Origin of the sequence: Trinickia soli, from assembly GCF_002879855.1 — a bacterium.
In the GTDB taxonomy this organism is placed as follows: Bacteria; Pseudomonadota; Gammaproteobacteria; order Burkholderiales; family Burkholderiaceae; genus Trinickia; species Trinickia soli.
Window position 1 is genome coordinate 17,008 of record NZ_PNYB01000024.1, and the last position, 18,736, is coordinate 35,743.

20 protein-coding genes are annotated in these 18,736 nt (G+C 62.9%); 9 read left to right on the top strand and 11 right to left on the bottom strand.

Annotated features, from left to right (window positions below):
• Positions 1 to 342: 342 nt before the first annotated feature.
• The gene (locus tag C0Z19_RS22470; RefSeq protein ID WP_102612050.1) at positions 343 to 1,347 is read right to left on the bottom strand and encodes a LysR family transcriptional regulator; all 1,005 of its coding nucleotides are present in this window, start codon (positions 1,345 to 1,347) and stop codon (positions 343 to 345) included.
• A 127-nt stretch (positions 1,348 to 1,474) separates the two neighbouring features.
• Here C0Z19_RS22470 and C0Z19_RS22475 point away from each other — a divergent pair, with 127 nt between their 5' ends.
• The 4 genes from C0Z19_RS22475 to hemP all read left to right on the top strand — a co-directional run bounded on the left by C0Z19_RS22475 (position 1,475) and on the right by hemP (position 3,877).
• On the top strand, positions 1,475 to 2,347 hold the full coding sequence (locus C0Z19_RS22475) for a pirin family protein (protein WP_102612051.1): 873 nt from the start codon (positions 1,475 to 1,477) through the stop codon (positions 2,345 to 2,347).
• A 132-nt stretch (positions 2,348 to 2,479) separates the two neighbouring features.
• Positions 2,480 to 2,905, top strand: a complete 426-nt coding sequence (locus C0Z19_RS22480; RefSeq protein ID WP_102612052.1) for an OsmC family protein — start codon at positions 2,480 to 2,482, stop codon at positions 2,903 to 2,905.
• A 40-nt stretch (positions 2,906 to 2,945) separates the two neighbouring features.
• A complete protein-coding gene (locus C0Z19_RS22485) occupies positions 2,946 to 3,428 on the top strand; it encodes an SRPBCC family protein (protein ID WP_102612053.1) in 483 nt (160 codons plus the stop codon).
• A gap of 158 nt (positions 3,429 to 3,586) precedes the next feature.
• Positions 3,587 to 3,877: a hemin uptake protein HemP gene (gene hemP / locus C0Z19_RS22490; protein ID WP_102612054.1), complete on the top strand. Its 291-nt coding sequence runs from the start codon at positions 3,587 to 3,589 to the stop codon at positions 3,875 to 3,877.
• A 549-nt stretch (positions 3,878 to 4,426) separates the two neighbouring features.
• Here hemP and C0Z19_RS22495 read toward each other — a convergent pair.
• The 5 genes from C0Z19_RS22495 to uvrB all read right to left on the bottom strand — a co-directional run bounded on the left by C0Z19_RS22495 (position 4,427) and on the right by uvrB (position 9,999).
• Positions 4,427 to 5,848, bottom strand: a complete 1,422-nt coding sequence (locus C0Z19_RS22495) for a 4Fe-4S binding protein (protein WP_102612055.1) — start codon at positions 5,846 to 5,848, stop codon at positions 4,427 to 4,429.
• Entirely contained in the window at positions 5,845 to 6,687 is an 843-nt protein-coding gene (locus C0Z19_RS22500) for an FTR1 family iron permease (protein WP_102612056.1), read from the bottom strand. The genes C0Z19_RS22495 and C0Z19_RS22500 overlap by 4 nt, the downstream gene beginning before the upstream one ends.
• A 48-nt stretch (positions 6,688 to 6,735) precedes the next feature.
• A complete protein-coding gene (locus tag C0Z19_RS22505) occupies positions 6,736 to 7,068 on the bottom strand; it encodes a cupredoxin domain-containing protein (RefSeq protein ID WP_102612057.1) in 333 nt (110 codons plus the stop codon).
• Positions 7,069 to 7,098: 30 nt separating this feature from the next.
• Complete coding sequence (locus tag C0Z19_RS22510) at positions 7,099 to 7,647, bottom strand: iron transporter (RefSeq protein WP_102612058.1); 549 nt, start codon at positions 7,645 to 7,647, stop codon at positions 7,099 to 7,101.
• 261 nt (positions 7,648 to 7,908) lie between these two features.
• A complete protein-coding gene (gene uvrB, locus C0Z19_RS22515; protein ID WP_102612059.1) occupies positions 7,909 to 9,999 on the bottom strand; it encodes an excinuclease ABC subunit UvrB in 2,091 nt (696 codons plus the stop codon).
• A 381-nt stretch (positions 10,000 to 10,380) separates the two neighbouring features.
• Between uvrB and C0Z19_RS22520 the strand changes: the two genes are divergently transcribed.
• Positions 10,381 to 11,580, top strand: a complete 1,200-nt coding sequence (locus tag C0Z19_RS22520; protein WP_102612060.1) for an amino acid aminotransferase — start codon at positions 10,381 to 10,383, stop codon at positions 11,578 to 11,580.
• 166 nt (positions 11,581 to 11,746) lie between these two features.
• Here the strand turns inward: C0Z19_RS22520 and C0Z19_RS22525 are convergent, their stop codons facing one another.
• Positions 11,747 to 12,988 carry a DUF3734 domain-containing protein gene (locus C0Z19_RS22525; protein ID WP_102612061.1) on the bottom strand — a complete coding sequence of 414 codons (1,242 nt, stop codon included), beginning with the start codon at positions 12,986 to 12,988 and terminating at the stop codon, positions 11,747 to 11,749.
• A 9-nt stretch (positions 12,989 to 12,997) separates the two neighbouring features.
• Positions 12,998 to 13,795, bottom strand: coding sequence for a 3-hydroxybutyrate dehydrogenase (locus tag C0Z19_RS22530; protein WP_102612062.1), 798 nt, complete (start codon positions 13,793 to 13,795; stop codon positions 12,998 to 13,000).
• A 196-nt stretch (positions 13,796 to 13,991) separates the two neighbouring features.
• Between C0Z19_RS22530 and C0Z19_RS22535 the strand changes: the two genes are divergently transcribed.
• Both C0Z19_RS22535 and C0Z19_RS22540 read left to right on the top strand, forming a co-directional pair.
• A complete protein-coding gene (locus C0Z19_RS22535; protein ID WP_102612063.1) occupies positions 13,992 to 14,963 on the top strand; it encodes a potassium channel beta subunit family protein in 972 nt (323 codons plus the stop codon).
• A 194-nt stretch (positions 14,964 to 15,157) separates the two neighbouring features.
• Complete coding sequence (locus C0Z19_RS22540; protein ID WP_102612064.1) at positions 15,158 to 16,003, top strand: 23S rRNA (adenine(2030)-N(6))-methyltransferase RlmJ; 846 nt, start codon at positions 15,158 to 15,160, stop codon at positions 16,001 to 16,003.
• 66 nt (positions 16,004 to 16,069) lie between these two features.
• On the opposite strand, the gene C0Z19_RS22545 is transcribed toward C0Z19_RS22540, so the two are convergent.
• The 3 genes from C0Z19_RS22545 to cueR all read right to left on the bottom strand — a co-directional run bounded on the left by C0Z19_RS22545 (position 16,070) and on the right by cueR (position 17,434).
• Positions 16,070 to 16,411, bottom strand: coding sequence for a hypothetical protein (locus C0Z19_RS22545; protein ID WP_233196242.1), 342 nt, complete (start codon positions 16,409 to 16,411; stop codon positions 16,070 to 16,072).
• 238 nt (positions 16,412 to 16,649) lie between these two features.
• Positions 16,650 to 16,796 (bottom strand): DUF3563 family protein, encoded by a 147-nt coding sequence (locus tag C0Z19_RS22550; protein WP_102612102.1) that lies wholly within the window; start codon positions 16,794 to 16,796, stop codon positions 16,650 to 16,652.
• Positions 16,797 to 17,002: 206 nt separating this feature from the next.
• On the bottom strand, positions 17,003 to 17,434 hold the full coding sequence (cueR, locus tag C0Z19_RS22555) for a Cu(I)-responsive transcriptional regulator (RefSeq protein WP_102612103.1): 432 nt from the start codon (positions 17,432 to 17,434) through the stop codon (positions 17,003 to 17,005).
• Between the two features lie 139 nt (positions 17,435 to 17,573).
• Between cueR and C0Z19_RS22560 the strand changes: the two genes are divergently transcribed.
• Complete coding sequence (locus C0Z19_RS22560) at positions 17,574 to 17,789, top strand: heavy-metal-associated domain-containing protein (protein WP_102612104.1); 216 nt, start codon at positions 17,574 to 17,576, stop codon at positions 17,787 to 17,789.
• Positions 17,790 to 17,805: 16 nt separating this feature from the next.
• Positions 17,806 to 18,729: a dTDP-4-dehydrorhamnose reductase family protein gene (locus C0Z19_RS22565; protein ID WP_102612066.1), complete on the top strand. Its 924-nt coding sequence runs from the start codon at positions 17,806 to 17,808 to the stop codon at positions 18,727 to 18,729.
• Positions 18,730 to 18,736: the final 7 nt, after the last annotated feature.

Here is an 18,736-nt window from a genome sequence, read left to right on the forward strand (position 1 = left end):
TTTGCCGGCGCGCGCCGGCAAACATGGCCGTAAAAGGTAAAGGCCCTCATCGGTGATGAGGGCCTTTTTCGTGCGCACGCGGCGCCTTCGGGCGGCGGGCTCGTTGGCCATCGGACTGGCTCGAGCACCGCATGCGATCGCCGTACCCTGTACGAACCACGCTTTCTGCCCTATCCGGCTTGCTATAAGAGCAGCCGTCTGGTTTCGCATTGGACGCCCCAACGCGAAAGGCAATTCAATATAGGCCTCGACAACCTTCGCTGCAAGACTACAGCCATTGAAACTACCGATCGCCGGCGTCGCTTGAATGGCAAAAGCGATTCACCGTCGTCAACGTGTGCATCATTGGGCCGGATCGGCGACATCGGCCGCGGTGGACATATTCGCCAACTGAGCGGCCCTCACCTGCTCCCGGGTTGGGCATTCGACCATCTTGTGGACGCCGTCCTCGAGCTTCTCGACGAGATAGTCGACGAATGCCCGCACCGCCGGCGCCATACCCTGCCGAGACACGAAAACCGCAAAAAGCTGCGGCGCCGGCAACGTCCATCCCGGCATGACGGGTGAAAGTTGCCCGGCACGCAGCGCCGCACCGTACATCATTTCCGGCAGCGCTGCGATGCCAATACCATCGAGCACGGCTTCGCGTATCGTCGAGAGATCCGCCGTCACGAGGCGCGGCTCGTGCTCATGGGTATGCCTGCGACCGTCGGGTGCAATCAACGTGAAGATGTGCCGACCGTCGGCGCTGGGCGTATCGAGCGTCTCGAACCGCGCGAGGTCGCCCGGAGCAACAGGCGGCGCATTTTGTGCGAGCAGGCTCGGCGCACCGACAAGCATCTGCTGCGTCCGCCACAGCGGCCGGACGACGATATTGGCGTTGTCAGGCGGATCGGAACGGACGCGCAGCGCGACGTCGACGGAATCCTCGTAGAGGTCGATGACGCGATTGGTCACGCGAATCGAAACGCGCACTTCGGGATAGCGCAGCAGAAATTCGGGAAGAATGTTCGAGAGGATGGTCTGCGATACGGTGACGGGCACGCTCACGCGCACGGTACCTCGCGGCGCGGAACGCAGCTCCTGCACCGCGTTCATCGCCGCTTGCGCTTCGGCCAGCATCATCTGGCAATGCCGAAAGAAGCGCTCGCCCGCCTCGGTCAATGCCAACTTGCGCGTCGACCGTTGCAGAAGGCGCACCCCGAGCGACGTTTCAAGCTCGGCGACGCGGCGCGACAGCCGCGACTTGGAGATGCCCAGCACCCGCTCGGCAGCGGAAAACCCGCCGTGTTCGACGACCTGTGCGAAATACATCAGGTCATTGAGGTTCTGCGAATCAAGTTGCATGTCATCGTTCCAGCGGTAGGACAATCCATTGCTCCGGGCACGGCTAAACCGGGCGCGAGACGGTCCATATAATAGCCCTCACCTGCTTATGCGACGCACGAATGCGCGTCCCACCGAGGATATCGTTATGACTCAGTCCCGCACGATTGCCGAAACCATCGCGGCTGTGCGTACGGTCGAAGGAGGCGGCTTCGTCGTCCATCGGCCGTTCCCGACCCGAATGTTAATGGACTTCGATCCGTTCTTGCTGCTCGATGAAATGGGCCCGGTCGACTATGCGCCCGGCGAGGCGAAGGGCGCGCCCGATCATCCGCATCGCGGCTTCGAAACCGTCACGTACATGCTCGACGGCAGCTTCGCGCATAAAGACTCCGCAGGCCATTGCGGTGTGCTTCGTGCCGGCGACGTGCAATGGATGACGGCCGGCGCAGGGGTCGTGCATAGCGAAATGCCCGACCCCGCGTTTGCCCGGGATGGCGGCCGCGTGCACGGCATTCAACTGTGGGTGAATCTGCCGCGCCGAGACAAGATGATCGAGCCGCGTTACCAGGAGATCCCTTCGCCACGCATTCCCACAGCCACGACGAGCGACGGCAAGGTCAGCGTCAAAGTCATCGCCGGTGAAGCGCTCGGCGTGAGCGCCGCGATCGAGACACGCACGCCGATCATCTATCAACATTTCACGCTCGAAGCGGGGGCAACGATCGAGCAAGCGGTACCGCGCAACTATCGCGTGTTCGCCTACGCGCTGAGTGGCACCGGACGCTATGGAAGCGAGCAGCGCGAGATCGGCGCACAACGCATGGTGATATTCAGCGACGACGGCGACACGGTGACGCTGACGGCGGGCGCGGACCGGCTCGACGTTCTGCTGATTGGCGGGGTGCCGCTGCACGAGCCGATCGTGCGCCATGGGCCGTTCGTCATGAATACGGAAGAAGAGATCCGCCAAGCCATCATCGATTATCAAGCCGGGCGGATGGGCGAAATCGCGCATTGAATAAGCAACGAACTGCTTCGCAGCCTGGCCACGCGGCGGCGCGGACGATCGCGAATTGAGTCACAATAGTCGCTCGCGCGGCCGCATGCCGATGCACACCGGATGGGCGGCGCACCTACCTGGAGGAAAGGCATGAGCGAGCGCGTTGTTACGGCGACCATCGGTGCAACCAACTATCAAGTCACGTTCGACGACGGCGCCCATCATCTGTGGCACGCCGACGAGCCCGAATCGCTTGGCGGCGGTGATCGCGCGCCAACTCCGGTATCGCTCTTGCTGTCCGGATTGGGTGCATGCACGTCGATCACGTTGAAGATGTATGCGCAACGCAAGGGCTGGCCGCTCGAGGACGTGCAGGTATCGCTCTCGATGAAGACCGGCGATCAAGGCTCGACGATCGAGCGCGCGATCGTGTTGCATGGCGGGTTGACCGACGAGCAACGCGAGCGGCTGCTGCAGATTGCAAACGCGTGCCCCGTTCACAAGATTTTGACGCACCCTATCGACATCAATACGGGGCTCGCCGCGACGTTGCCCGCTACGCCCGACGACGCGTAAACTGCTCCAACGCCGTACCTGAAAGCTGAAGGAAGACGTCTTGAATTTCGAACATCTCGTCCAGATCAACGACCCGCTGAATCCGCTTGCGGAAACGCTGACGCGCGACCAATTGTGGGAAGGGCTCGTACTGCGCGCCGAGCAGCCGCAGCTTTTCGTGTTGGGCCTCGACAGTTGCACGATTCTTTCGCGCACTGCCGATACGCTCGAGCGGGAATTGCACTATGGCCACGCGACGGTACGCGATCGCGTGACGCTGACACCGCACGAAAGCGTGCGCTATGACATTCTCGCGACCGAGGCTCACGTGGGCGGGTCGCTCACGATGACCATCGAGCAACCCGACGCGCTGCAACTCTTTCTAAGGTTCGAGTACGCGACGACGCTGCCGACGCCCGACACGGAGGACGCACGGCAGACAAGCGAAATCGTGAAATCGGCCTATCGTGAGGCCGATATCGACACCGTACGATTGATTCGGGAGTACGCGCGCAACCCGCGGCAGCCTGACGCTCTGCATTGATCCAACCTCCGAGAGGCCGCCCGGTTCGCCGGACGGCCTTTCCTACTACGATGGTTCTGCTCTATCGGTGCCATATCTCAATGAATTTGTTTTTTACAATCGATAATGATTCTCATTTATGATTGTCAACATTGAGCCACACGACAGACGCCACAAGCATGAGCGAACCCACACGCCAGCCTACGCTAACGTTGAGAGCATCCACGAGCAACGCAGCTCGCTCACGTTCGCGAAATCTATCGACCGCAGTCCTGGTCACGCCACGCGCGAGTTCGGAAGGTGAATGCACCGTCCACGCCGCAGAGCACAACGAACACCGCGAGCGCGCAGAACGCACGCTTTCGAGCGATCACTTATTGCAAGGCCGCAGTCACGTTTTTATCGCTCATAACGGTGAGCGATATCAGTTGCGTGCAACCCGGCTAGGGAAACTGATTCTGACGAAGTAAGTACCGAGTATTGTGGGGACCACCTCCCTTGAGAGGTGTTAGGCAGTAGCCAGCGCAACGAAAAGCACACGAGTCTAGACCCCCGCGTGCGCCCTTTAGCGTCGTTGCAGCCAGCCATGCCGCCTTTTTCGGTGTTCTTTTTGCGCCGGAACTTGTTCGGGTTAGCGCTTGTGGTTCTTTCCTGCGCTTGTGGTTCTTTCCTGCGCTTGTGGTTCTTTCCTGCGCTTGTGGTTCTTTCCTGCGCTTGTGGCCCTTCCCTGCGCTCTCGTTCTTCCCACGCTTCTGGTTCTTCCTGGCGCTTGTGGTTCTTCCTGCGCCTCTGACCCTTCCCGCCCTTCCGATCCTTCCCTGCGCTCGCCGAGCTACCAGACTTTCCGACTTTCCTGCGCTTTTGCCTCTTTCAAAGCGCCGATCCTTCCCCCGCTGGGAAGCTTTTATCCCCCCAGCCTGCACCGCCGAAATTTGGCGCGCCGCTACCGGCCCCTCGTGGTCGCCTCCTCTGGCGGTTCTGGGCGGCAGTTGCGCGAAGAAACGGCCGCCTCCGTCCGCTCAATGGGCTAACCGGGCAAAGCCCCAGAACATCAACCACCAAGCGCTGTCGGCCACCGCCAGAGCAGCGGCAAAGCAAGCCATAGCAGCCGCTCGCGGGAGAAATCGCGATACATAGCGACCCGTGACCCGCCAAGCCAGCCATGCGCTCCATACATTGGCAATCGCGAGTACGCCGATACGAACAGTCGACGCCCAATCGAGCGGAATATGCTCGGCACGAAGCAATGACAAGGTCGTCGCGGATAATCCCAGGAACACGCCGGTTCCGGCAACCGGGATCAGAGCCTGAGCGAGATGATGCAGCCGCGCGCGATCGAACCGGCCGAGCACGCGCGTACCTGCAGCCAACAGCGCGAGCAGCGTGGTGCCGTAAACAAAGGCCGTCGCCAGGATGTAGCCGATCAGCAAAGTGCCATCGAGCCACGAGAAGACGTCGTTCTGATCGGGGTAATGCGTAAACAGAAACCACGGCGCATTCGTGTCGAGCATCCATGTGAAATCATGGTCGATGAGCCAGGTGGCGAGGAATTGCTTGAGACCGATGAACCAGGGGCTCACCGTCCAGTGGAACGCACCGATTGCAATGCCGAGCAAGCCATAGAGGATGAGCGCCGTGTCCCAGCCGCTGGCCGCGTCGCGACCCAGTTGGACCACTTCATGCGAAGGCGAGCGCCACGTCAGCGAAATAGCATCGCGATGGCCACTGCAGCGGCCGCACATATGGCAAGCCGCCGCGCCCTTCATATTCCTCAACGGCACGAGCGGCGCACAGTTGATCGGAATCACGCGATGACCGCGCTCGCCCAGCGTGTAGGAACGCCGCCAAGCGGCCTCGTCTACACGGTAGTGAAACGGCGCAAGACGCGCCAGCAGCGAAAAAACGCCGTTGACCGGGCACAAATAACGACACCAGACGCGTTTGTCGCGCCCGTATAAAAAACCGATCACCATCGCTGCGACGGTTGACCCGCCGAGCACCAGCAGCACGGCGCGCGGATACTGATAGACGCTGACCATTTGGCCATAGATGGTTGTCAGGCCGAATGCCACAAACGGCCATCCGCCCCATCGCATCCACCGCGGAATGGCGCGGCCGCGGCCATGGCGACTGGCGAATTCGGCCAGCGCGCCCTCGGGACACAGCACGCCGCACCACACGCGGCCGAGCAGGACCATCGAGAGCAGCACAAATGGCCACCAGATACCCCAAAACACGAACTGCGCGGCCAGCGTCAGATTGTTCCAAAGATGCGCGCTTTGGTCGGGCAGCGGCAAGCAGGCCGGAACGATGATGAGAAACGCATAAACAGCGACGACAGCCCATTGGATCGCTCGGATCGCTGCACCGTTGCGCTGCATCCAGGCGCCGACGCGTGCGAGCCGCCCGGGCGAGGCGGGAGCGAACGCGGGTGTGCTCATGCTGTGCGCCCGGCAGCAGCCGCCGGCGCACGGCCGGCGCGGCGCGCCAGCCAGCCGACGACAAGCCAGTACAACGCGTAGGCGATCAGGTTGGTCAGCGCGGGATGCGCCCGGTAGCCCGTGAGCGTGGCAACCAGTGAGCCGAACGTGCTGGAATCGTCGAGCAGCGCCGCGCTATTCCAAACCTGCGAAATGCCGAGCGGTAGTATTTCCTTGTCGATGAGCTTGTCGACGCCCGTTTGCATGAGACCCGCGCCAAGCAGCAACAGCATGACTTCCGTCACGCGGAAGAAGCGTCGCCACGAGAAAAGACGGCCTCCCAGTTGCAGGACGTAGAACGTCAGAAACGCGAGACCGAGCCCCAGCACGATGCCGAGCACGTCGCTTCGACTGACATGCCCCGATTGTCCGAACCCGAGCCCGTACAAGAAGATGACCGTTTCGCTGCCTTCGCGCGCAATCGCCAGCGCGACAAGCACGGCCACACCCCAGCCATTGCCGTCACGCGTCCGCTCTTGCAAAGAGCGCTCCATATCGCGCTTGAGCGTGCGGCCGTGGCGCTTCATCCACAACACCATCTGCACGATCAGCACGCAGGCAATCAGCACCATGCCGATCTGGAAGTAGTCGGCAGCGTCGCCCGAAAGGAATTCGCTGAACCCCACGAGCGCGGCGCCGAGGGCCACGGCCGCCAGCAGGCCGGCGCCTACGCCGGCCCATAAAAACGGCAACCCTCGCCGCGCGTCGCTATCGCCATTTTTCAGCCACGCGTAAAGAATGCCCACGACAAGCAATGCTTCGACGCTTTCGCGCCACACGACGAACAATACCTGGCCCATCCCGTACTCTCCACGCGCACGGCGTTCCACCGCCGTGCGCAAATGCCATTACTTCGCGACGATGACGCCTTGCGCCGATTGATGGAAATCGTCAAAGAACTTGTATTCGCCCGGCGACTGCGGGGCAATGACGACGACCGACTCGGCGCCCGGAGCCAGCACTTTTTCCTTGCGCAACTGGACGCTTTCGAACTCAGCGGCACCCTTACCGGTATTGCGCACTTCGATTCGAATTCGCTTGCCCGCCGGCACCTCGATACGGGCCGGCGTAAGCTTGCCGTCCGCCATTTCGAGCTTGACGGTGACAGCGTCGTCCGCGCGCGCCGCCATGCAGGCGATCGCGATCGAGCAGGCCAGCGCAACTTTCATTCGCAATTTCATGCTTTCGTTCCCTATGGCGAACCGCGCGGCTTAGTAGCCGCCCTTCTTGCCGATGCCGGCGAACGTGAAATCGTATTGCAACGTGATCGGCTTGAACCAGGGGCCGACCCCCGTCTCTTTATCGACATGGCGGCCAAACGCCATGTGGCCCGTTTGCATCGGCGGCTCGACGACGAGCGTCAAGTGGTACTTGCCGGGGCCCGACAATTTGACGTTATCGCCATAGTGCGGGCCATCGTCCGCGACCATCGGCATCAGATCGCCCTTGATCGACTGCGCGCCGCCCACCTTCTTCAGCTCGTAATGCACTTGCAGATACGGCATCCAGTCGCCTTCCGCGAACCCGGTGGGGTTGTTTTTGACCGCGTGGATATCGGCTTCGAGGTGGATGTCCGAATCCGACGCCTTGCGCATCATCCCCTCGGGATCCATCGTGACCGGCTGCAGGTACACCGCGCCGATCTCCATGCCACCCTGGATCTGGGCCTTGCCGATCGGATACTCGGCTGCCGACGCCGACATTGCGGCCATTGCCGCTACGGCCGCTACGCCGCTCAGAATCCAGGTGGAACGCTGCATCGAAAACTCCTCTATTCTTTTGCCTGATCGAAAATCGAAACCGCGCCACTCAGGGCGCCTGCCGGTAACCACGATGAACGATCGCCGCTTCCGCGTGCCTTCCTCCACACCCGCCAAACGCCTTTGCGCCGATCACGGAGGGAGAACAGAAACGCGAATGCGAACGATTATCAATCAGACGTAAGTGTACACGAACGGCATTGTTTAGGCCACGCGACCCTTGCGCGCATAGGGTCGCAAAGGTCGCCCCGCCGATCGGGCTCAGTTGGCGCCGGCCACCGAATCGCCGACGTTCGCGCCGAACACGCGCTCGCGCAATATGGCCAGTTGATCGCGCGCGGCCGCCGCCTTTTCGAATTCGAGATTCTTCGCGTGCTCCATCATTTGCTTCTCGAGCCGCTTGATCTCCTTGGCCAGATCCCTTTCCGACATGTCCTCGAACTTCGCGCGCTGCTGCATCTCCTTCAGCTCGGCACGCGCTTCGTCCGCGTTGTAGACGCCGTCGATGATGTCCTTGACGCGCTTGACGACGCCTCGCGGCGTGATGCCCATCTGCTCGTTATAGGCGATCTGCTTGGCGCGCCGCCGCTCGGTTTCGTCGATCGCGCGCCGCATCGAATCGGTGATGCGGTCGGCGTAGAGAATCGCCGTGCCGTTGACATTGCGCGCGGCCCGGCCGATCGTCTGGATCAGCGAGCGCTCGGCCCGCAGGAAGCCTTCCTTGTCCGCGTCGAGGATCGCCACGAGCGACACCTCGGGTATGTCTAGCCCTTCGCGCAGCAGGTTGATGCCGACCAATACGTCGAATGCGCCGAGCCGCAAATCACGAATGATCTCGACGCGTTCGACCGTGTCGATGTCGCTGTGCAGGTAGCGCACTTTTACGCCGTGGTCGGCCAGAAACTCCGTGAGCTGCTCGGCCATACGCTTGGTCAGCACGGTCACGAGCACGCGCTCGTTCACGGCCACGCGCGCGTTGATCTCGCTCAGCACATCGTCCACCTGGGCGGTTGCGGGACGCACCTGCACAGCGGGATCGACAAGGCCCGTCGGCCGCACGACCTGCTCGACGACCTGCCCCGTCTGCTTTTTCTCGTAATCGGCCGGCGTCGCCGAAACGAAGACGGCCTGGCGCATCTTGCGTTCGAACTCGGGGAACTTCAACGGCCGGTTGTCGAGCGCCGAAGGCAGCCGGAACCCGTACTGCACGAGGTTCTCCTTACGCGAGCGGTCACCGTTGTACATCGCGTTCAATTGCCCGATCAGGACATGCGATTCGTCGAGCAACATGATCGCGTCGGGCGGAAGATAGTCGACGAGCGTCGGCGGCGGCTCGCCTGGCGCCGCCCCCGAAAAATGGCGCGAGTAGTTTTCGATGCCCTTGCAGAAACCAAGCTCCTGCAGCATTTCGAGGTCGAAGCGCGTACGCTGCTCGAGACGTTGCGCTTCGACGAGTTTGCCTTCCGTATGGAAGAACTCGAGACGCTCGCGCAATTCGGCTTTGATCGTCTCCACGGCGCGCATCACGGTTTCGCGCGGCGTGACGTAGTGCGACGACGGATACACCGTGAAGCGCGGGATCTTCTGTCGCACGCGCCCCGTGAGCGGGTCGAACAGTTGCAGGGAGTCGACCTCGTCGTCGAACAGTTCTATGCGTACGGCCATTTCGGCGTGCTCGGCCGGGAACACATCGATCGTATCGCCGCGCACGCGAAACGCGCCGCGCTGAAAATCGGCTTCGTTGCGGTTGTATTGCATGGCGATCAGCCGAGCAATCACGTCGCGCTGACCGATCTTGTCGCCCGTGCGCAGCGTCAGGATCATCTGGTGGTATTCGCTGGGATTACCGATACCGTAGATGGCCGACACGGTCGCGACGATTACGACGTCGCGCCGCTCCATCAGGCTCTTGGTCGCCGACAGCCGCATCTGCTCGATGTGTTCGTTGATCGACGAGTCCTTTTCGATGAACAGGTCGCGCTGCGGCACATACGCTTCCGGCTGGTAGTAGTCGTAGTACGAGACGAAGTACTCGACCGCATTGCGCGGAAAGAACTCGCGAAACTCCGAGTAGAGTTGAGCGGCGAGCGTCTTGTTCGGTGCGAACACGATCGCGGGACGCCCGAGCCGGGCGATGACGTTCGCCATCGTGAAGGTCTTGCCCGAGCCCGTCACACCGAGCAGCGTCTGGTACGACAAGCCGTCTTCGATACCCTCGACGAGCTTGGCGATGGCGGTCGGCTGGTCGCCGGCCGGTGGATAGGGCTGATAAAGATGGAACGGGGAGCCTTCGAATTCGATGAACTTCGATTCGTCGAGCACTTCGGCGGCATGCGGCTGAGCTTCGGACATGGAAAGGCGCTTCCTTCGCCGAGAAAACAGCCATTTTAACGTTTCGCGGACACCCAGGCAGCGCCGCGCCCTTTTCGCCGAATCGCCGCCCCGCCGGCAAGCCGTAGCGCACGCGTTCGCATGCCGAATCGATAAAAAGCGCACGGTCGTTCAGGCCGGCATGCCTATCCGAGGGCCGAAAGCGCGCGAAACTGCCGCCCGGATTCGTTACAATCACGCATTTGGCGCACGCAAACCGGGCCGATACCGGCCCGATCCGTCACGCCTCGCGCAGCGACGGATAGCTCAGCGCATGCACGAGCCTGCTCGCTTCGTGGCGGCTTTTTGCCCGTTTCGTAACCGCTTCCTGCCCGTTTTCTTACTACCGCCGATAGACACACCATGTCCCTGTTCTCCGCTGTCGAACTCGCCCCCCGCGACCCGATCCTCGGTCTCAACGAAGCTTTCAACGCCGATACGCGCCCGACCAAAGTCAATCTCGGCGTCGGCGTCTACACGAACGAAGAAGGCAAGATCCCGCTGCTGCGCGCAGTCCGCGAAGCGGAGCAGGCTCGGGTGGAAGCGGCACTGCCGCGCGGCTATCTGCCGATCGAAGGGATCGCGGCTTACGACGCGGCCGTGCAAAAGCTGCTGCTGGGCGATAACTCGCCGCTGATCGCCGCCGGTCGCGTCGTCACGGCGCAAGCGCTGGGCGGTACGGGCGCGCTGAAAATCGGCGCCGATTTCCTGAAGCGCCTGAACCCGGCCGCCAAGGTCGCCATCAGCGATCCGAGCTGGGAGAACCACCGCGCGCTGTTCGAAAGCGCCGGTTTCGAAGTGGTCGCTTATCCCTACTACGACGCACAAAGCCACGGCGTCAATTTCGAAGGCATGCTCGCAGCGCTCGGTAGCTACGACGCAGGCACGATCGTCGTGCTGCACGCCTGCTGCCATAACCCGACCGGTGTCGACCTGAGCGACGCGCAATGGAAGCAGATCGTCGAAGTGGTCAAGGCGCGCAATCTCGTGCCGTTCCTCGACATCGCGTACCAGGGCTTCGGTGACGGCATCGACGCCGACGCGGCAGCCGTGCGCCTGTTTGCCGCCGCCGAGCTGAATGTGTTCGTGTCGTCCTCGTTCTCGAAGTCGTTCTCGTTGTACGGCGAACGCGTCGGCGCGCTGTCGATCATCACCGAGAGCAAGGATGAAGCCGCGCGCGTGCTTTCGCAATTGAAGCGCGTGATCCGCACGAACTACTCAAACCCGCCGACGCACGGCGGCGCCATCGTCGCGACAGTGCTCGGCACGCCTGCTCTGCGCGCAATGTGGGAACAGGAACTCGGCGAGATGCGCGACCGCATCCGCGCGATGCGCAACGGCCTCGTCGAGCGCCTGAAGGCCGCCGGTGTGCCGCGCGATTTCAGCTTCGTCAATGCGCAGCGCGGCATGTTCTCGTACTCGGGCTTGAGCGCCGCCCAAGTGGACCGCCTGCGCGAAGAGTTCGGCATCTACGCGGTCAGCACGGGCCGCATTTGCGTCGCTGCGCTCAACATGCGCAACATCGACGCGGTAGCGAACGCCGTTGCGCAGGTATTGAAGTAAAGAAGAACGCATGCGCCGCGCGATGCGCGGCCGTATCGAGCGAAAGGCGCCCGCGGGGCGCCTTTCTTTTTTCCGCAGTCTCCTACGGTCGCGCGCGCGGCCGGTGCGCCGTCAGGCGCCGCGCCGGTTCACACTCCGGTCGATCGACTGACCACCGCCGCCCGATTCAACGCAGGTCGCGATGGATGTCGTGCGTGACGAACCCTGCGTCGTTGTCGGGCATATCGAGCCAGCCCGGCTGCGCCAGGCTATCCCGGATGTCGCGCAAACCGCAGGTCCAATGCGATTGCATGGCCGACGCGCCGAACTGGTAATCCTTGTAATTGCCGTCGAATTCCTTGTCGCTGTAGATCAACTGAAAGACGTTGTAGCGATGCGACGACGACAACTCCTCGGCCAGCTTGCACCACGGATCACTTCGATGTTCGGGCGCAACGCGCGCGAGCACCTCGCGCAGCACGTGCCTGAAACGCTGCGAGTGCTGCATCATGTCCGTCACGAGACGCGTGCGGCTCGAATACTGGATATCCTTCATCCGCCCCTGCACATCCGTCAGATTCGTCGGCACGGGGCCGCGGGCACTCCATAAATCGACCTGAAACGCGAGCGTATCGCGGCGCGGCGAAGCCTGAATGACCTCGGAAAGCGGCGTGTTCGACATGAGCCCGCCGTCCCAGTAGAACTCGCCGTCGATCTCGGTTGCGGCAAAGCCGGGCGGCAGCGACCCCGATGCGATGAAATGCTCGGCTCGCAGCTTCGTGTGCTGATTGTCGAAATACGCGAAATTGCCCGTCCCGACATTGACGGCCGCGACCGAAACGCGCGTCTCCCCCGAATTGATCCGATCGAAATCGCAGAGACGCTCGAGCGTCGCCTTCAGCGGCGCCGTGTCGTACCAACTGGCGGCGCTGGGCGGCCCCTGCACGAACGGCAACGGCGGCGGGACGCGCGGCACGAAGAAACCCTTCTGTCCGTCGACGATCGCGCTCAGCGCTTGCATCGCGGTAAATGCCGTGCGCACCGGTGTCGACGAATCGAAGAGCGCATGCTCCACCGCTGGCGGCAGCGGCAAGCCATACGCGGGCTGGCACACCGTATTCCAAAACGTCTTCAACCTCGAGACGCGATGTTCGGGCGCGTTGCCGGCGATGATCGCCGTGTTGATCGCGCCGATGGATATGCCGGTGATCCAATTGGGCTCGATGCCGGCGTCGTGCAAGCCCTCATAGACGCCGGCCTGATACGCGCCGAGCGCGCCCCCGCCTTGCAAGACGAGCGCGATTGTCTGGTAAGGAGGCAAGGCGCTCGACGCCGCAACGCGCGCCGCACTGCCCGCCTTGGATTGCCCGCCGGTATCGGCTGTGATCGGCACGCTTGCGCGAACGCGCATGGCCTTGCGCTCCCCCATGTCTTCTCCTTAGATCATGCACCAGCCGTGCGACACGAGGAACGACTGCCCCGTCAGCGCGGCACTCGGGAATGTGCAAAGGAACAGCACCGTCTGCGCGACATCCTGCACGGTGGTGAACACGCCGTCGACCGTCTGGCCGAGCATGACGCGCTTGACCACTTCTTCTTCGCTGATACCCAGTTCCTTCGCCTGCTCCGGGATCTGCTTGTCGACGAGCGGCGTGCGCACGAAACCCGGACAGACGACATGCGAGCGCACGTTATGCGCAGCACCTTCTTTCGCCAATACACGCGAGAGGCCGAGCAGCGCGTGCTTGGCCGCGACGTAAGCCGACTTCAGCGGCGAAGCTTCGTGCGAATGCACCGAGCCCATGTAGATGACGATGCCGCCGCGATCGCCCTTGTACATGTGCTTGAGCGCGGCTTTCGTCGTGAGGAAGGCGCCGTCCACGTGGATCGCCTGCATTTTTTTCCAATCGGAGAAGCTGTAGTTCTCGATCGGGTTGACGATCTGGATGCCGGCGTTCGACACGAGGATATCGACCGAACCGAACTGCGCGGCGACTTCGTCGATGCCGCGATTGACCGCCTCTTCGTTCGTCACATCCATCGCGACGCCCATCGCCTTGCCGCCCGCGGCGCGAATTTCCTCCGCGACGGCCTGCGCTCCGGCCAGATTCAGATCGGCAATCGCGACGGCTGCGCCCTGCGCCGCCAGCGTCAGGGCAATTTCCTTGCCGATCCCGCTTGCGGCGCCCGTCACCACGGCCGCCTTCCCGTTCAGACTCGTATTCAACGACGACATTCGTCACCCCTTAAGCGTGCATGGACAATGACACCATGGCGTACGGCGCACGACAAGCCAGCCGAACGACATATGACTTTCGGCCGAATTCAGCGCCACGACCGACTTCGCTATTGTGCCCCAACGGCCAGCGGGAACGCGACTCGATGAAAATCGGATTAAGCTCTGGCTTCCACTATTTACCCGGGAGGCATCAATGAATTACCGGCGACTCGGCCGTTCGGGCCTGCAGGTCAGCGAGCTCTCGCTGGGCTCGTGGGTCACCTACGGCAATCAGGTAGATCGGCACGCCGCGCGCGAATCGCTCGCGGCGGCCCGCGACGCGGGCGTGAATTTCTTCGACAACGCCGAAGTCTACGCAGGCGGGAAAGCGGAAGAGATCATGGGTCATGCGCTCAAGGAGCTCGCGTGGCCGCGCGTGAGCTTCGTGATCTCCACGAAGTTCTACTGGGGCCTGCGCGAAGCGCCCAATCAATATCACACGCTCAATCGCAAGTATCTTCACAACGCAATCGACGGATCGCTCGCCCGCCTACAGCTCGATTACGTCGACCTTGTGTTTTGCCATCGCCCCGATCCGAATACGCCCATCGAAGAAACGGTATGGGCGATGAGCGACATGATCACGCGCGGCAAAGCGCTCTATTGGGGCACCTCGGAATGGAGCGCCGACGAAATCCGCGCCGCTTACGAGATTGCCGAGCGCCATCATCTGCATAAGCCCGTGATGGAGCAGCCGCAATACAACCTGTTTTGTCGCAAGCGAGTCGAGCAGGAGTACAAGCGCCTTTACGAAGACATCGGCCTCGGCCTGACCACCTGGAGCCCGCTTGCGTCGGGGCTGCTGACGGGCAAGTACCGGGCGGGCGTGCCGGCCGGCAGCCGCGCCGAACTCGAGGGCTACGACTGGTTGCGCTCGCGCGTGACGGACGCGGCCAAGAACGAATGCGTCGGCAAGCTTGAACAGGTCGCGCACGAGCTCGGCTGCAGCGTCGGTCAACTGGCGATCGCGTGGGTGCTCAAGAACCCCAATGTCAGCACGGTGATCACAGGTGCTTCGCGGGTCGAACAGATCGCGGAAAACATGAAGGCGATCGAAGTGGCGGCGCGCATCACGCCCGATCTCCAGCAGCGCATCGAGGACATCGTGGTGGACATGGAGCAGTAACGCAGCTGGCGGCGCGCAACATCGGTCGCGCGCCGCCGCATGCCAGCCGTGCAGCGGTACCGCTCGCATCGCGCTGCCGTACAATACGCACCCCGTTTGCGCATTCCGGCCGAACGCGACGCGACACGGACGCGCGTTCGCACGGAGCCACGAGCGCGGCGGCGCCGCCCTCAAGCCTCGACTCTTACGCCCGTATGCTCAGCTACCGTCACGCCTTCCACGCCGGCAACCATGCCGATGTCCTCAAGCACGCCGTCGTCGTGCAGTTGTTGCGCTACCTCGGTCAAAAAGACAAGGCCTATTGGTACATCGACACGCACGCCGGGGCGGGCGTGTATTCGCTTGTCGAAGGCTATGCCACCAAAACCGCCGAATTCGAAACGGGTATCGCCAAGCTGTGGGAGCGCACCGATCTGCCCGCGGTGCTGGAAGACTACGTCGCGCAAGTTCGCGCACTCAATGGCGACGGACAGTTGCGCTACTACCCCGGCTCGCCCTACCTTGCCTGGCGCCTGATGCGCACGCAAGACCGGATGCGGCTGTTCGAGCTGCACACGACCGAGATCGAGGTGTTGCGGCATAACTTTCGCGATGCGGGGCGACGCGCCATGCTCTATGCCGGTGACGGCTTCGACGGCATCAAGGCACTGCTGCCTCCGCCGCCGCGGCGCGCGCTCGTTCTCGTCGATCCGTCGTTCGAGGACAAACACGACTACGCGCGCACGCTCGGTTGCGTCGAGGAGAGCCTCAAGCGGTTTGCCACCGGCATATACGCGATCTGGTATCCGCAAGTCACGCGCGCCGAATCGCAGCGGTTCCCCGAGCAACTGAAAGCGCTGCAGCCAACCAATTGGCTGCATGTCTCGCTGACCGTGAGCCGCCCACCGTCCGACGGTTATGGCCTGTACGGGAGCGGCATGTTCATTTTGAATCCGCCCTATACGCTGGCGGGGGCGATGAAAGAGACGATGCCCTACCTTGCCAAATTCCTTGGCCAAGACGAGACGGCGCAGTTCAAGATCGAGTCGCGCATGGCCTAGCCGGCGGACGTGAGGGCCGCCTCGTCATGCCGCTTTCGGGTACCGGACAACCGATCGGCGCCGAGGCTACTGCCGGTTCGCCGGCGCCATCCGATACGCGTTGCCCGGCGCGGGCGCGGCCCCGTTTGCGCCTGGCAACGCGATATACGGGGCGACCACGATAGGCGGCTCACCGCTCGTCGGGTTCAGCTGTTGCGGTGCGGGCAACTGCTGCGCGGGCACCATCGGCTCGCGCGAGAACGGGGCGCTCTGGAGTACCACGCCGCTTTGGCCACCATGGACGCCGGTCTGCGAATCGAGCACGAGCGGTTGCCCGTCGGCCATCGCATACGGCGAGATCCCCGCGAGCGCGAGGCACGCCGCTGCGCAAAGGACGCCGCGCAAAAGTGGCGGGATAGAAAAGCTCATGTCGACCATCCGTGAAAGTGCGCACCGGGCGATGCCGTATGCGTGAATGATCGTACCTTAGCGCGGCGGCAACTTCTACGGTGGTCGCTTTGCGCCAGTCGCAACGGTCGTGCTTTCACCTTCACCAGACCCATGACAAAGCCCCGCTGGACGAGCGGGGCTTGCAGGGATCGCGTCTTGACGGCGCGCACGCGGGCGCACAGGCGCGCTGGCGGCATGGCGCCGCCGCGGAAGCTTCTTAGATCGAGTAGCCGCTCGTTTCGAGCGAGCGCAGGCGGCGTTCGAGGTCGACGATGTCCGACGACGAGGCAAGGTACGCTTCGCGACGGCTACGCTCAGCCGATTCGAACCAGTTGCTCAGTTTTTCGAGGATGTACGCAAACATGATGTTCTCCAAGGGGTCGGTGACGTCCCTAGCGAATCGCGCATCAGGGATTTCCCGTAAAAGGGTTAACCCGGATTATAGAGATGTGGGCGCAAATAGCGAGTGAAATGCACGAATGCAGGGCATTCCGATTTGGAATAGTGCATGGAGGACGCTATGGCGGCGCGAAATGCACCATTTAGGTGCCACAGCGGGCGATCGGCGGCTCAGCCGCGTCCACAGTGGGCCTGCGGTGCGGTCACCGGTTCCCCGACGCTGGCGAGGCCATCCAGAATCGGGCACTCGGGCCGCATATCGCCGTGGCAGTGCTCTGCGAGGTGAGTCAGCGTGTCGCGCATTTCCGACAGTTCCGCGATCCGTTTTTCCAATTCGGCGACGTGCTGCAGCGCAATCGTCTTCACCTCCGCGCTAGCGCGCGACCGATCTTGCCAAAGACCCAGAAGCTTGCGGATATCGTCAATGGAGAACCCGAGATGCCGCGCCTGCCGAATGAAGCGCAACGTATGAATCTCGGACTTGCCGTACACGCGATAACCCGCCTCCGTGCGCCCCCTCGGGGCAAGCAGATCCACGCTCTCGTAGTAGCGGATCATCTTTGCCGTCACCCCCGACTCGCGGGCCGCGTCTCCGATATTCATGCCGATCTCCGATTGAATGTCGGAAGCGTATACCTTCCCACCGCGGGAAGGTATACGCTTCGTTGGAGCGGGCTTGTAGTCCGGTAACGTCGACACCGGCCCGGCATCGTCCCAACTCTTTTGCAAAGGAAACATGGCAATGATTGAATTCCAAGTCGAAGGCATGAGCTGTCAGCACTGCGTGGGCGCCGTCACCAAGGCGATCGCCGCGCTCGACGCCGCTGCGCTCGTCGAAGTGAATCTGGACGACGGCCGAGTGCGTGTCCAATCGCAAAAAAGCGCCGAACAGATCGGTAGCGCGATCGCCGATGCCGGTTACGAGGTGAAGGGCAGCCGCACCATCGTCGACGCCTGAGCGGACGGGCCACGCAATGTTCACGGTTGCCGTCATCGGCGCGTCCGGGCTGCTCGGCCGCGCCGTCATGCGCGAACTCGAAACGCGTCCCGGTTGGCGCGTGGTGCCCACGGCGTATCGACGCACCGACGCGCGCACGGTCGCGCTCGACATTCGCGACGCCGAAGCGGTCGCTTCGTTCGTCGGGCGAGTGCGGCCCGATGCGATCGTCATCGCCGCGGCAGAGCGTCGGCCCGACATCTGCGAACGCGATCCCGCGGCCGCACGGGCCCTGAACGTCGAGGCAGTGCGCACGGTCGCATCGGCGGCACGGGCGTGCGGCGCGTGGGTGCTGTCGATCTCGACCGATTACGTGTTCGACGGCAGCGCCCCGCCCTATCGTATCGACGATGAACCCGCCCCCCTCAACGCGTATGGACGCAGCAAGCTCGAAGGCGAGCGAGCGCTGACGGAAACGACCGGGTTCGGCTGCGTGCTGCGACTGCCGCTGCTGTTCGGGCCCATCGTCGACTGGTCGGAATCGGCGGTAACGAGCCTCGTGCCGGCTATCGTCGCGTCGCAGGCGCCCGATGCACCGCCTGCTCCGATGGACGCCTGGGCGACGCGCTATCCGACTTACACGCCCGATGTCGCCTACGTGATCCGCGGCATGCTCGAGCGGCACGCCGAGGGCGAAGCCGTGTGCGGCATCGCGCAGTGGTCCGCGCAGGAGCCCATGACGAAGTTCGAAATCGCCACGCGCATCGCGCGGGCGCTGCGCGTGCCGGCCCGTCTCGTGCCTCAGGCAGCAAGCATGGAAACCACGCCGCGCCCGCGCGACTGCCACCTCGATTCGAGCCGGCTCGATGCGTTGGGGATCGGCCGTCGCACGCCGTTCGATGTGGCGATCGCCGAAGTGCTCGACGCGGCGCCCGTGCCGGTGCCCGCACAGTCGCGCTGAGGAGGCT